The organism is Candidatus Zymogenus saltonus (assembly GCA_016929395.1).
Taxonomy (GTDB): domain Bacteria; phylum Desulfobacterota; class Zymogenia; order Zymogenales; family Zymogenaceae; genus Zymogenus; species Zymogenus saltonus.
This window is the reverse complement of sequence record JAFGIX010000004.1, coordinates 1-14,158: the sequence shown is the minus strand read 5'-3', so window position 1 is coordinate 14,158 and position 14,158 is coordinate 1. Positions and strand designations below refer to the sequence as shown.

General features: G+C 52.4%; 11 protein-coding genes, 1 tRNA gene and 1 other RNA gene. 10 read left to right on the top strand and 3 right to left on the bottom strand.

What is annotated here, in order from left to right; translation table 11 throughout:
- Positions 1-219: 219 nt before the first annotated feature.
- From JW984_01070 to JW984_01040, 7 genes are all read left to right on the top strand, one after another.
- Positions 220-295: transfer RNA gene (locus JW984_01070), tRNA-Ile, on the top strand.
- A gap of 282 nt (positions 296-577) precedes the next feature.
- On the top strand, positions 578-1,408 hold the full coding sequence (locus JW984_01065; protein ID MBN1571765.1) for a Nif3-like dinuclear metal center hexameric protein: 831 nt from the start codon (positions 578-580) through the stop codon (positions 1,406-1,408).
- A 91-nt stretch (positions 1,409-1,499) separates the two neighbouring features.
- Positions 1,500-2,225, top strand: coding sequence for a hypothetical protein (locus JW984_01060; protein ID MBN1571764.1), 726 nt, complete (start codon positions 1,500-1,502; stop codon positions 2,223-2,225).
- A 16-nt stretch (positions 2,226-2,241) separates the two neighbouring features.
- On the top strand, positions 2,242-2,823 hold the full coding sequence (locus JW984_01055) for a ribonuclease HI family protein (GenBank protein ID MBN1571763.1): 582 nt from the start codon (positions 2,242-2,244) through the stop codon (positions 2,821-2,823).
- A gap of 150 nt (positions 2,824-2,973) precedes the next feature.
- An RNA gene (rnpB, locus tag JW984_01050) (RNase P RNA component class A) lies at positions 2,974-3,346 on the top strand.
- Between the two features lie 79 nt (positions 3,347-3,425).
- Complete coding sequence (locus JW984_01045) at positions 3,426-6,440, top strand: hypothetical protein (protein ID MBN1571762.1); 3,015 nt, start codon at positions 3,426-3,428, stop codon at positions 6,438-6,440.
- 87 nt (positions 6,441-6,527) lie between these two features.
- Positions 6,528-8,150 carry a restriction endonuclease gene (locus tag JW984_01040; protein MBN1571761.1) on the top strand — a complete coding sequence of 541 codons (1,623 nt, stop codon included), beginning with the start codon at positions 6,528-6,530 and terminating at the stop codon, positions 8,148-8,150.
- A 381-nt stretch (positions 8,151-8,531) separates the two neighbouring features.
- Here JW984_01040 and JW984_01035 read toward each other — a convergent pair whose 3' ends face one another.
- Together JW984_01035 and JW984_01030 are read right to left on the bottom strand one after the other, a co-directional pair.
- Entirely contained in the window at positions 8,532-8,819 is a 288-nt protein-coding gene (locus JW984_01035) for a GIY-YIG nuclease family protein (GenBank protein MBN1571760.1), read from the bottom strand.
- Positions 8,820-9,111: 292 nt separating this feature from the next.
- Entirely contained in the window at positions 9,112-9,978 is an 867-nt protein-coding gene (locus tag JW984_01030) for an amidohydrolase (GenBank protein MBN1571759.1), read from the bottom strand.
- 172 nt (positions 9,979-10,150) lie between these two features.
- On the opposite strand from JW984_01030, the gene JW984_01025 reads away from it, so the two are divergent.
- From JW984_01025 to JW984_01015, 3 genes are all read left to right on the top strand, one after another.
- On the top strand, positions 10,151-11,398 hold the full coding sequence (locus JW984_01025) for an alpha/beta fold hydrolase (protein ID MBN1571758.1): 1,248 nt from the start codon (positions 10,151-10,153) through the stop codon (positions 11,396-11,398).
- A 182-nt stretch (positions 11,399-11,580) separates the two neighbouring features.
- Positions 11,581-12,804, top strand: a complete 1,224-nt coding sequence (locus tag JW984_01020) for a hypothetical protein (protein MBN1571757.1) — start codon at positions 11,581-11,583, stop codon at positions 12,802-12,804.
- A 32-nt stretch (positions 12,805-12,836) separates the two neighbouring features.
- Positions 12,837-13,883, top strand: a complete 1,047-nt coding sequence (locus tag JW984_01015) for an NAD(P)-binding protein (protein MBN1571756.1) — start codon at positions 12,837-12,839, stop codon at positions 13,881-13,883.
- Between the two features lie 22 nt (positions 13,884-13,905).
- Here JW984_01015 and JW984_01010 read toward each other — a convergent pair.
- On the bottom strand, positions 13,906-14,158 hold a 253-nt coding region (locus tag JW984_01010), incomplete at its 5' end, for a hypothetical protein (protein ID MBN1571755.1).

The window sequence follows — 14,158 nt, the reverse complement described above, 5'->3', positions numbered from 1 at the left end:
GGGGGGGGGTGGTTGGGGGGGGGGGGGGGGAGAGAAGGGTGGGGGGGGGGGGGTCGGCGATAATAACACGCCGGCAACCTTATGGAAACTCAGAAAGCACTTAGGGGTTGGGCGCGGCTGACGGCGGAAGGTTATTGTTTGGTCGCCGAGCGAAGCTCAGAAAGCATTTGAGGGGAGCGGGAATATTTATATAAAATTGACTTGATATAGAAAGGCTTTGGGCCCATAGCTCAGTTGGTAGAGCCACCGGCTCATAACCGGTCGGTCCCAGGTTCGAATCCTGGTGGGCCCACCAAAAAAACCGTATAGTTTTTTAAATAAACCTCCATTCTAAGTCTATTCGAACAGGTGACACATATTAATACCTTTAATGTGATTAATATTAATATCACGGGAACAGACGGTGTCGTTGCTGAAGCCGTCGGGCCAAAGGAAAATTCAGGCGCCCGACGGCCAAAAAAACCGAATATGAAAGGAATCTGGCCCAAACAAATATGTTCAACACCAAAGTCGGCCGCATATAAAACCCATTAGGTCACGGGAGGAAGGTGCTTTAACAAGCACCTTTTTTTTGTTCTTGATTTCGAAAGTAAAAGACATCATCGAAATAGTCGAAGAGATAGCCCCTCAAAGCGAATCCGAAAAGTGGGACAACCCGGGTCTTCAGGTAGGCGATATGAACGCCGATGTGAGATGCGTCGCCGTCGCCCTCGATCCCGTCATCGAAAGCGTCTCGAAGTCAATCGACAAGGAAGCAGACCTCCTCGTTACCCACCATCCGCTGATCTTCCCGAACATAAGTCTTATCGAGACAAACCGAGGAGTTGGAAAAATCATAAGGCTTGCCATAGATAACTCTCTTACCATTTACAGCGCCCACACGAACTTCGACCGCTCGCCTAATGGAACCAACCTCGTCCTGTCCGAGGCTCTCGGATTGATCGAGGTCGGTCCGATCCTTAAGGTCGAAGGCCCAATGTCAAAGGAAGACTTCTCGGTCGCGGTCGGGAGACTTCCCGAAACGGTGAGCCTTCGCGATTTCGCCGCTTCCGTAAAGGATAAGCTGAACTCCCCCTGCGTGAGAATCGTGGGCGACAAAAACATGAAGGTTGCAAGAGTGGCCGTCTGCGGGGGGAGCGGGGGGGACTTCATCAAGAGGATAGCTGAGGCCGGTGTAGATGCCTTCGTTACCGGAGAAGTAAAATACCACGACGCCCTCCTCGTGAAGGATATGGCTGAAGACGGATCATCCTCCATGGGCCTCATCGAGGCGGGGCACTTCCATACCGAAGAGGTGGCCGTCTCCCGGCTTGCAAATATCATTTCCGAGGGGGCATCAAAGAGGGGTTTTAAAATTGACGTCCTGGCGATCGAGGGGAAAGACCCGTTTTCATACATTCATTGTTGAGACTTTCAAAATGTCACTCAAGACTCGAAACAAAGACAAAATTTATCGTTTTGAATAGATAGAAAATTTACGTGACAAGGGAGGAAATAATTTGAAAGAGGATATTCAACAGCTAATAAACCTTCAGGAGATAGATCTCGAGCTCGAGACAATAAGGAGAGAAAGGGATCAAATTCCGACTAAAATCGCCTCCCTCAATCGAGAACTGCAAGACCTCGAGACCGAGCTCGCCAGTGAAAAAGAGCGCCTGGACGAAGACGAAAAAGAGAAGAAGCTGAAGGAGACCGAGCTCAGGGACGAGGAGGAAAAGCTCAAGAAGTCGAGAGACAAGCTCAACGCTGTCAAAACAAACAAGGAATATAAAGCGGTCCTAAAGGAGGTCGAAGATCACAACAAACAGAACTCCCTCCTTGAGGAGCGAATACTCGTCTTGATGGACCAACTCGATTCTCTGAGGAATACGGTGAATGGGCTGGAGTCCAGATTGGTAGAGAGGAGAGCGGAGATAGGGACCGAGGTCGAGGGGCTCACAAAGAAGACGGAGGAGATTGACAAGTCGATCGAGTCGAAACAGGACGAAAGGGAAAAGCTCCTCGCGAAGATAGATCCAAAATATTCGGAGAACTATAACAGGCTTTCAAAGAGACTTGGGGGCACCGTGGTGGTCGGAGTATCAAGGGGAATCTGCACTGGATGCTATATGAATCTCCCCCCCCAGTTCTTTAACGAGATGTTGAGAGACCTGGACATCAAGGTGTGCCCCAACTGCAGCCGCCTCATATTCCTGAAAGAGGATGAGGCGGTGAAGAAGGCTTGATGATATACGGTTCGATATGACTGATAACAAAAAGAGAAGAAAGGCGGCCGAGCTCCTGTCCCGCCTCGCCGACGAGAGGACCATAGAGGACGTGGCTAGGCTTCTGAGCGACATTAGTCGGGAAGAGATCGAGGAGCTCCTCCGCTTTGCGGAATCCGAGATTTCGCCCAAAAGCGCCAAAAACGATATTAAAGGCAAGGCCTGCGTCCTCTTCGTCGACGGCGCCTCGATGGGAAATCCGGGCCCCGCAGGCGCCGGGGCCGTGATTCAAAACGCGGACGGCAAAGAGCTCGCCGCAATCTCGAAAAATCTCGGCACGGCCACGAGCAACGTCGCGGAATACAGGGCGCTGATCCTGGGCCTCAAAGAAGTCAAAAAGCTCGGCTTTGCCTCGGTCAGGATATTTACCGACTCCGAGCTGATGGCGAATCAGGTGGGCGGCATTTGGCGCATCAAGGACGAGAAGCTTAAGCTCCTTGCGGCCGAGGCGATGGATATCTTGGAAAAATTCGATCACCATGAAATAACCGCCGTAAAAAGGAGCAATAACAGGAGGGCGGACAAGCTCGCCAAGCGCGCGGCGGACATGGGAGAGTAAAGGGATCCGCTTTTGACCGCAAAAGCGCTATAATAATGTTTGATTACATGTCAACCAATTTTCAAAAAAAGGTCCTCAAAACCACACTAAGATATTGTGTGACACAAATACAAACTTCTGTTATAATTGAACATTATGTAAAAAAGAGCCGGAGCGGGCAAGGCGGTCGCCGGCGGATTGCAACAGATCCGCGGGAGGAAAGTCCGAGCTCCATAGGGCGAAGGTGCTGGGTAACACCCAGTGGGGGCAACCCCAAGGAAAGTGCCGCAGAAAATATACCGCCGTGAAACATTGTTTCCCGGTAAGGGTGAAAAGGCGAGGTAAGAGCTCACCGCGGTCCGGGCGACCGGACCGGCACGGTAAACCCCACCTGGAGCAAGACCAAATAGGGAGGCTTTGGCCGGCCCGGCTCGCCTCCGGGTAGGTCGCTTGAGGCCGCGGGCAACCGCGGTCGTAGATGAATGATCGCCGCCCCCGACCTTGCGTCGGGGGAACAGAACTCGGCTTACTGCCCGCTCCGGTTTTTAAAACAATATGTCAGTTTTTTTGTATGTTTTATGACAGATTGATCATTTACAGATCGTTTTTTAAAGGAGTTACCCATGTCTAAGAAGAGAGGATTTCTCAAAACCGTATTGTATATTGTCGCTATCTTTGTCGCGGCGTTCTTTCTGATTGTGTCGGTTTTCCCGAGGATACCTCTGATAGGAAAGACGACCGAGAGCAAGGTCTATATCGCCCTCGGCTTTCACACCAACCTCTACCACTCGTATCGAATTGACACGAACGACGAGGCGGGTTTCGGAAAGGACATCCGGATCATAAGAGACATCATAAAGACGATGGACGAATACAACGAAAAGGGCTCCAAGGTCTGCGGTGTCTGGGACATCGAAAACCTCTTCTCCCTCCAGGAGATGCTTCCCGAATATGCCCCCGACATCATAGATTCGATCAAGAGACGCGTTGCCGCGGGAAGAGACGAGGTTATCGTCATGTCGTACAACAATGCCCTGACATCCGCACTGACCGAGGAGGAATTCACCGACTCGGTCTCCAGGGCGATAACGAATCCGGACGGCAGCGGCGTCCTTGACATCTTCGGGGAGTACTCGCCCATCGTCCGCCCCCAGGAGGTGATGACGACCCCCGGAAATTTCGCCCTGTATAAAAAGCTCGGGATCAAGGCGGTCGTCCTCTACTACAGCGCCATACCCTTTGACGCGTTCAGGGTCTTCGTCCCGCCTTTGACATACGAGGAGGCCATGAATCCCCTGACCTACAAAAACAAGGATACCGGCGAGGAGATAACAGTGATACCCGCCTACAATCAGGGAGACCTGATCGAGAACGTCTCAATCACCAAGTGGGCGAGGGACGTTCACAGAAAGCAGCTCCGGGGGAAGATAAAGGGCGACGTCCTGATCTTCATCAACGCCGACGCCGACGACTCCTACTGGGCGGGCTACACCCTTCCCGGATACATGAAGTGGCTCCCAAATACCGGGGGCATCTCACAGCTCATCGAAGAGGTCGACGCCCTCGACTACGCCGAGTTCACGACCCTGAAGGACTACCTGGAAAACCACAAGCCGGTGGGCAAGGTCTCCTTCGGCCAGGACACCGCCGACGGCAACTTCAACGGGTACGACTCCTGGGCGCAGAAGATCACCAACCACGAATACTGGACAAAGATCGCCAAGGACAGGAGAAACCACAGGGACGTTAAGCTTATAAACCTCGCCTTGGGAGACGGGAAAGCCCCGGATACGGAAAGCCTTCTCAAGGAATCCTACGAGCTTCGTCTCAGGGCGCTCTCCACCACGAACTTCGGAATGGCGGCCCCGTTTCTGGCAAAGAGCAGGGAGCGGGTGGCCGAAAAGATAATCGACGAGATGGTCGAGAAGTCGGACGCGGCGGAGGAGGAGGCCCTTGAGGCCCTCTCGAAAAAACTGAACTCTACGCCCTCCCCCTCGCCTTCGGTGGAGGTGATGAAGTTTGTTGACTCCTTCATTATCTTGAAGGATGAAACCGCACCGGCTCCCCGGTTTGCCTTCGTCACCCTCGACCTCACCGGCCTCGAGGTGGTGGAAGACCGCTTCTTGATCCTGAACGACGAGCTCAACGTCAAGATCCCCCTCGTTGTCAGGGCCTTCAGGGACAGGGACAACTTCCTGACCAGGGTCAAGCTTTTCATCAACGAGCCGGAGCTCTCCAAGACCCTCTTCCTATTTACCACCAAACTCCCCGTCGAGAGGAGGAAAAATCCGTCGTCGACCGCGGGCGCCGGGGTTCTGAGGAACAAAGAGATCGTCGTTGAGGTCACGAAGAACGGGGTAATAAACGGCGTATACATGGACGACGTAAAGCGTCTCGACTACAAGAGCTTCTTTCCGAGGATCGTCTACAAGAAAGGGGAAGAGCTTATCGATCTTGCCCCCGGAAAGCTTGACTACGAGATCCTGAATGACGGGGTCGAGGGGGTCGCGGTCATCAGGGTGTTCGGCGACTTTGACATCCCCGCCGTAAAGGGGGGAAAACCGGGATCGATCGACTATATCTTCACCCTGATAGACGGCATCGAGTACCTCTTTATGGAGGGGAGGATAGATTATCCCGAGACCCCCGTAAACGACCTCTTAGGAGGCGGAAACGTGCCCATGCTCCTGAGGAGGATCGACAGGGGATGGTACGAAGCTGCGCCGGCGGAGCTGATCTTTACGGGCAAGGCGGACAAGAAAAAACCGTTTAAGGTCATAAAGAGGAACTTCCTCGGCGTCGAGTCCTCCTACGCCGTGGACTACTTCCGTAACTCCAACGATAACCTGAACCTCGCCAGCATAAACAACCACATCACGGCGGGCTACGTTGCGCTTTCCGGCACGAACGGCGGGATCGCCGTGGGCACCGATGACCGCGAAAAGGCGAACTTCGCCTTCTGCCCCATGAAGATGAGCTACGACAAGGAGAAGGACGCCTTTTCCATAAGGCTGAATCCCTTCGGGGCGTACTTCGGCGAGCAGTACCGCTTTCCGACCTGGGGAACGGGACTGGGGCGAGAGGCCGCCGTGGCGTCGGGCCAACAGTACCACAGCTCCGCCCCCACCTACAACGGCTACGCGGGTAACTTCTCGCTGATGATCTCCTTCTTCAACGGGAAGGAGCTTCCCAAGAGGGCGAAAAACGACCTCATATCGTTCTCGGAGCCGCCCCTCATCGTCACGGGTGGGAGGGCGAAGATCGTAAGCATGGAGTGCTGCACAAAGCCTCCCGCCGCGCCGAGGGGACTCCTTGCCTCCTCCAAGGACGGAAGCACCTACATCCTCTGGGACAAGGCCCCGGGCAAGCCGACCGGCTACAGGGTGCATCTTGGCAGGCAGACCGGGAATTACGACGAGACCTTCGAGACGGGCGACGTCAACTTGGTCCTCACCGACCTGACCGAGGGGAGCGCCTACTTCGTGACGGTTGGGGCGATCTTTGCGGATGGAAAGGAGATAAAGACAGACGAGATCTCCTTTGTCGCCGGGGAGGCCGCGCCGAATGGGGGTCTGAGCCTTCCCATATCGCTCCAGCTGAAGGTCCTCTGGGCGGGGCTTTTGGCGATGATAAATTGAATTAAATTGAGGGAGAAGCAATATAAAGTCAGTGTAAACCTTATAGTGTAAACCAAATAGTTTAAACTAAAAAGGGGGGGTAAAGAGATGGACGTAGACGGACTTTACTTCGGAGACAACCTTGATGTCCTGCGGGATCACATCCCGGACGGCTCCGTAGACCTGGTCTATCTCGACCCCCCGTTCAACTCCAAGGCTACGTATGGTATACTATTTAAAGAACCTGATGGTACTCCTTCTCAGGCTCAGATAACCGCATTCGACGACACGTGGCACTGGACGGAGGAGGCCCAGCGGACGTTCGACGAGATAGTTAGGACGGCCCCCGCCGACGTGGTGGAGATGATGCGAGCCTTCATCCACTTCGTGGGGAGAAACGACATGATGGCCTACCTCACCATGATGTGCATAAGGCTCGTGGAGTTAAGAAGGGTGCTTAAGGACACCGGCTCCATATATCTCCACTGCGACCCCACCGCCAGCCATTACCTGAAGATCGTCATGGATACGATTTTTGGGAAAAATAACTTTAGGAATGAAATTACTTGGAAAAGAAAAACGGGACAAATAGAAACTAAAAATAGATTTGCTAACATCACAGACATTATTCTATTTTTCTCGAAAAGTGATTCCAATATATACAACCCACAATTCAATTTTGAAGCAGCAGGTTATACGGAATACATTGACAAGTTTTTTAAATATACTGACGAAAAAGGTAGAAGGTATAGGATCGCTGACCTCTCAAACCCCGCACCAAGACCGAATCTCATGTATGAGTACAAAGGATATAAGCCTCCTAAAAAAGGTTGGGCAATTTCAAAGGAAAAGATGGAGCAATTTGAAAGAGAAGGAAGGCTTCATTTTCCTAAAAGTAAGGAAGGCAGAATACAAAGAAGAAGATTTTTAGATGAATTAAAAGGTAAGCCTGTTCAAAATCTGTGGGATGATATTGAGATGATAAGCTCTCATTCTGCTGAGAGACTCGGCTATCCCACACAAAAGCCATTAGCCCTTTTGGAGCGTATAATCAACGCCTCGTCGAACGAGGGGGACATCGTCCTCGACCCCTTCTGCGGCTGCGGTACGGCGACCATCGCCGCCGAAAAGCTGAAGCGAAGGTGGATAGGAATAGACATTACCCATCTGTCAATCAACCTCATCAAGTTTCGCCTTAAAGACGCCTTCGGCCTTGAGCCTAAAAAAGACTACACGATCATCGGGGAGCCGGAGGCCCTCTCCGGCGCAAGGGAGCTCGCGAAGCTGAACCGCTACCAGTTCCAGTGGTGGGCTCTGTCGCTTATCAACGCCCGCCCCTACGGCGATAAGAAGAAGGGGGCGGACACCGGCATCGACGGATACCTCTACTTCTCGGATGAAAAGGATGAATACAAGAAGGCGGTCGTTCAGGTAAAAAGCGGAACTATTGGTGTAAAGGATATTCGCGATCTGGGGCACGTGATAGACCGCGAGGACTCCGATATAGGAATTTTCATCACGCTTGAACAGCCCACAAGGCCGATGATAACCGAGGCCGCCGGCAAGGGGTTTTACTCGTCTAAGTACTGGAACAAGGAATACCCGAAGATACAAATTCTGACTATAGAGGAATTGCTTTCAGGCAAACAGCCGAACATCCCGGCAAAGCTCCCCTCCCACAAAAAGGCGGAAAGGGCTGAGACAACCAAGCAGCACGAGCTGTTGGAATAGACTATTATTATTTATTCTCTCATTCCCGACCCAACCGGCAATTATGCTGTCATTCCCGACTCGATCGGAAACTTAGATTGATATCATTGCCGTATCCCCACACCCGCAAAACGACAAGCGCTCCTGGATTCCCGCTTTCGCGGGAATGACACGGGATGCTTCCCACCTTCGCGGGAATGACAATGGTTTTTTTATGCTGTCATTCCCGACCTGATCGGAAACTTAGATTGATATCATTGCCGTATTCCAACACCCGCAAAACAACAAGCGCTCCTGGATTCCCGCTTTCGCGGGAATGACATGGGATGCTTCCACCTTCGCGGGAATGACAATGGTTTTTTTATGCTGTCATTCCCGACCTGATCGGGAATCCAGTAAAAATTAAATTATCTTATAGTATAAATCTTTCCATTCTGGATTATTCTTTTCTATCAATTCTAGTTTCCATTTTCTGTTCCATTTCTTCAGAAGCTTTTCCCTTTCTATCGCTGATTCGACACTGTTCGTCTCCTCATAATATACAAGAATGTGAATGCCGTACTTTTGTGTGAAACCATCAACAAGGTTGTTTTTGTGTTCGTATACACGTTTTGTCAAATCGTTAGTGACACCAATGTAAAGTGTTCCATTTCGTTTGTTTGCCAGAATGTAAACGTAATAGGATTTCATATTAATACTTTTCTGGATTCCTTCTATACTTTCATTCCAAACTCGATTGGGAATTTGTGCTGTCATTCCCGACCTGATCGGGAATCCAGATTGATATTATTGCCGTATTCCCACACCTGCAAAACGACAATCCCCCTGGATTCCCGCTTTCGCGGGAATGACACTGGATGCTTCCACCTTCGCGGGAATGACATTTTGTACTTCCCCCCGTCCCCCCCCCGCATAATCAATCCCCCCCACCCGGCTTACGAGCACTATTGAGCAACGAGAACGATCAGCCAACAGCCCGACCCTAAATCCCCAAGAGCGCCCTTGCGTTCTCCCCCTTTATCTTCGTCTTGAACTCATCCGAGATATTTACGGCGTCAAGGGCGTCCAGCGTCTCCTTGAAACCCTTCAGCGGGTTGTCGGAGGCGAACAGCACCTTCCCCTCGGCGTTGAACCGTAAGTAAGCCTCCCACGGCAGGTAGTCGTAGAGGTTCGGGTACGCCGAGATGTCTATGTAGACATTCGGGTGGCGCACCGCAACCGACCACGCCTCCCAGTGCCACGGGAAGCCGCAGTGCCCCATCACGATCTTGAGCTTCGGGTACCTGAGGGCCACCGGCTCTATCAGCATCGGGTGGCCCAACCGGGCGTCGGAGCCGGGCGTGGAGAGCTGGTGGGCGGTGTGCGTCCAGACGATGATGCCAAGCTCCAGCGCCCTCTCCCAGAGGGGGTTGAACCTGGGATCTGCGAAGTTAAAGAGCTGCATCGGCGGGACGAGCTTCAGCCCCACGCACCCAAGCTCCTCAACGGCACGGGTCAGCTCGTCGACGGCCGCCCTCCCCTTGGAGGGATCGACGCCGGCAAAGGGAATGAACCTGTCCGGGTGCTCCTTAGCCAGCCGCGAGACGTCCTCGTTTGTCACGGCGATCACGCCGGACGCCGTGGTGTAGTCCGCCGCGACGATCACCGCCTTGTCCACCCCCGCGTCGTCCATGTCCTTGATAATGTCGCCGACGGTTCGCTGGGTAAAAATATACTCGAACATCGCCGCGATGTTCTTGAACCTGTCCTTGTCGATCATGTCCCCGTAAAGCCTCTCCGCCGCGCCGTTAAACCCGGGTAAAATCGTGGCTTCCTTGCAGAATGGATGTATGTGCATATCGATTATCATATCTCCCCCCTCTAATTTTTTGTAGATTATATTTGGTGCCGGGGCTTTGTGCAACAGTTTTTGAAATATTTTCGTTGACTTTTTACAAACTTGATGTAGGCTGTATCTGTATCAACAATCGGCAGCACAAAAGATAAGGTATTAAAAAAACTTCTTTCATGGGGGTCTTGTAATGTCGAAAAAAGGGGACGCGAAAAAAGGGGACGCGAAGAAGAGAGGCGCAGCGGCCGCAATACTAAGGATAGCCCTGTTTGTGACGATTACGCTTGTTGTCGTGTTTTCGGCACTCCTCCTCTACGCGTGGGTTAAGCGTCCCGTTGCGCTACCTCCCCACATCGTGGATCGGGGCGTCCCCTGGGAGACGGGCGAGCTGACATACGATGGCGATGGGAAACTGGTCGTATACATGGGGGACGAGGCCGTCCTCCCAAACGGGAGTTCCGTTGAGTTGAGAGACCCGATCTACAGCGTTATCTTGGGCCAGGATCGCCCGATGATCGTCTACCTCCCGCCGGGATACGACGAGAAGGGTAAGGAGTGCCCACTTCTGATCGCCCTTCACGGAAACGGCGGCAGGGCCCAGAGCTGGATTAGACACCTCGTAGGTCCGATGGAGTCCGCCTTCAAGAAAGGGACGATGCCCCCGACGGTTATCGTGTCGGTCGATTTTTCCATCTCGGGGAACGGCAAGGACGACCCGAAGACTCCCTACGACGACCGGCGTGGAACGAGATACGTCAACAGCAATCTGGGGCGCTTCGAGGATCACTTCACCAGGGATATAATCCCCTTCGTCTTTTCCAATTTCAACGTGAGCACAAACCCGGACAAGATCGCCATGATCGGAAACTCGATGGGGGGATTCGGGGTGCTATATTACGCCCTGAACCACCCCAGGCTCTCCAACAACCTCGTCCTGATATACCCCTCCGCGGACACCCGTTACAGCATCGCCGGGAACAGGATGGTAGATTACGACCCGAATAAATACGAGCCGATCACCTCGGACGACCCGAACAGGATAGTGAACGCATCGGTCTTCGGGGGGCTGTTCGGCATAACCGAGGAGTGGATGTACTACGCCGTCTTTGACAGCGATAAAACCCCCGGCGAGGTGTGGCAGGAGGACAGGCCGGTCTGGGAACGGCTGATGGTGGTAAATCCGGTGGAGACCCTCGAGTGCCGCCCGCCCGATTTATCAAATCAGAGCTACTACATCATAGTCGGGAGCGAGGACGACTTTAACTCCGATGCATATATGCCGATCTTGGTCCCGCGCCTGATCAACGCCGGGGCGAAGGTGTATCCTGAAAAGAACATCATCGAGGGGGGGCGCCACGACGACAAGTTTGTGAACGACAACATCGACAATATAATTTTGTGGCTCGGGAAAAGGCTTGAAGGTCGAGCGGAGAACTGAGCCGATAAGCGACGCATTATTCCTTGCATGTTATCCGGCCTTCGATTTGTTTTTAGGTTTCTTTATTTTGGTGTTCAACATTCTGCCAATAAGAAACTCGTTTTAAGAAAATATTTCAAAAAAATACGTTCTCAAAGAAATATGTTTTTAAAAAATAGTATTACGCTCAAGGAGAGCAAGCCATGACAAAAGGGAGTGAAACGATAAAAGATTCAGTAGTCAGAATCGCGATAGGCGTCGCGGTTATTCTTTCAGCCGTGGTCATTATCCTCTTCATAGTCGGCCTGATAATGCACCCCGTTCCCACATCCCTCACCCTATTGAACAGGTACGCCCCCTGGGAAGACAAAGCCCCCGAATACAACGGCGACGGGAAGATGATGGTCTTCATGGCGGGTAACGACCCCGCCCTGCCCAAGGGCGACTCCGTTGTTCTGGGAGACCCGATATACAGCAGGTTTCTCGGAAAGGAGAGGCCCCTCATCGTCTACCTGCCGCCGGGATACGAGGAGACGGAAGAGCCCTACCCGGTAATATTTGCCCTCCACGGCTTTGCGAGCAGGGGACAGACATGGGTGAACATCCTGATTGAGCCGATGGAAAAGGCGATAAAGGATGGAACATTGCCCCCCTCGGTCGTCGTCTTTCCCGATTTCTCCGTCTCCGCCGACGGAAGGGACGACCCCATGACGAAGTACGACGAGAGGGGCGGAAGCTTCTACATCAACAGCAACCTGGGGCGCTTCGAGGATCACTTCTTCAAGGAGATCGTTAACTTCGTGATTTATAACTTCAACGTTCGCATCGACCCTGAGGGGATCGTCCTGATGGGAAGCTCCATGGGGGGATACGGGACCATTTACTACGGGATAACACACCCCCACTTCTCCCACATACTGGTGCCCATCTACCCCGCGGCCGACCTGAGATACGGCATCGACGGGGACAAGCTCGCCGACTACGACCCGGATCACTACGCCCCCATCGACTACGACGACCCGAAGAGGGTGGTAAACGGCGCCGTGATGGGGGGGCTGTTGGGCATAACCGAGGAGTGGATCTACTACAACGTCTTTGACAGCGACAAGTTTAGGGGAGACGCCTGGGATGAGGACAAGCCCGTCTGGGAGCGGATGATGGCAAATAATCCTGTGGAGATGATAAAATCGAGGGACGGAAACATGAGGGGACAGCGATATTACATCATTGTGGGGGACAAGGACGACTTCAACCTCGACGCCCACATCCCCATACTTGTTCCCCTCCTAACCAGCGCCGGGGCAAAGGTCTACCCAAAAGAAAACATCATCCCCGGCGGCAGGCACAATCCAAAATTCGTAGAGGCCCACATCGAAGAGATTCTGAAGTGGATCGGGGATGAACTCAAAGGCGGCATAAAAGAATAATTTGAAAATCGAGTTACAAGATTGGAGTTGTCATGAAAAAGGACGTTACGATTATCGGCGCGGGCCTCTCCGGGATGACGGCCGGGATAATACTGGCGCGGGAGGGCTACAAAGTCAATATCTTGGATGCGGAAAAGAAGATCGGCGGGTCGCCCAAGCTCCACCCCTCAGTCCATACGACGCCTTGTCAGCTCGAGGAGCTGATCGACTACGTCGGCTTCGACCTGAACGAGGGCTTCATAAAGTGCGACCCCTACCCCAGGTTCTACTACAAGAAGAAGCTTTTGAAGTTCCCCCCATACGTTAAGCACAACACCGCCTACAGCGTCGAGCGGGGGCCGAGACCCACATCCATCGACAACCACCTCTTCAGGATCGCGGTGGACGCGGGCGTGGTATTCGACTTCGGAAAGAGGATGAAGTTCGAAGACCTCAAGCCCGGGACGATCTTGGCGACCGGACTTAACCCGAAAGGGTACGAAAAGCTGAGGATCGAGTACCGGAAGATATACGGCTACTGGTCATCGAGGGAGATAAAGGCAAAAAACGCCTCGGCGGAGGTCTTCATGGGGCCCTTCACGAACGACTACGGCTATACTTCCCAGGTAAACGGCCTGGACTACTCGCTCCTCTTCTCCCACAGGGAGATAACCAAAAAAGACCTCGCCGATTACCTGAAGATGCTCGACGCCGTGGGGATCGAGAAATATCCTACGCCGTGGATTAAGGAGGAGATGGGTATACCCGCCGAGCCGAAGCTCTTCATGAACGACCTGGTTCTCGCCGGGACGCTTTCGGGGATGATCGAGCCGTTCTGGGGCTACGGGATCGTCGGCGCGATAATATCGGGTGGGATCGCGGCGAAGACCGTGATCAACCCGGAAGCCGGAATCGCCGACTACAATATGTTCACGAGGGGCTTCAAGAAGAAGATGCTCCGCCGCGACAAGTTCTCCAACCAGTCAGACTTCATGCGGGGATTTTTAACGAAGGCGGGCCTCTACTACGCCCGGCTCCAGTGCGTCTTCAACAAGAAGCTTGCCCAAAGCCCGAGAGAGCCGCTGAGGTGGTTTCGGTGAGGGGGGGAGGAGTTATTTGTTTTTAGCTATTTTTCTCTTTTGATGATGCTTCTTCATTTTCTGATTCTATTTTTATGAATCTTTCTAATATCATTTTATTTAATTTTAAAAGTAATTCTACTTTTTGAAAATCTTCTTCTTTAGTTAAATCAAGTTGTGCTAAAAATTCTGTTAGTTTATCAATAATTATATCTTCCAATTCATGTTTCAATTCATTTTTTTCTTCTTCAGGAATATCTTTGAATTTTTCTAAATTTTCGCTCGATTTAATATTG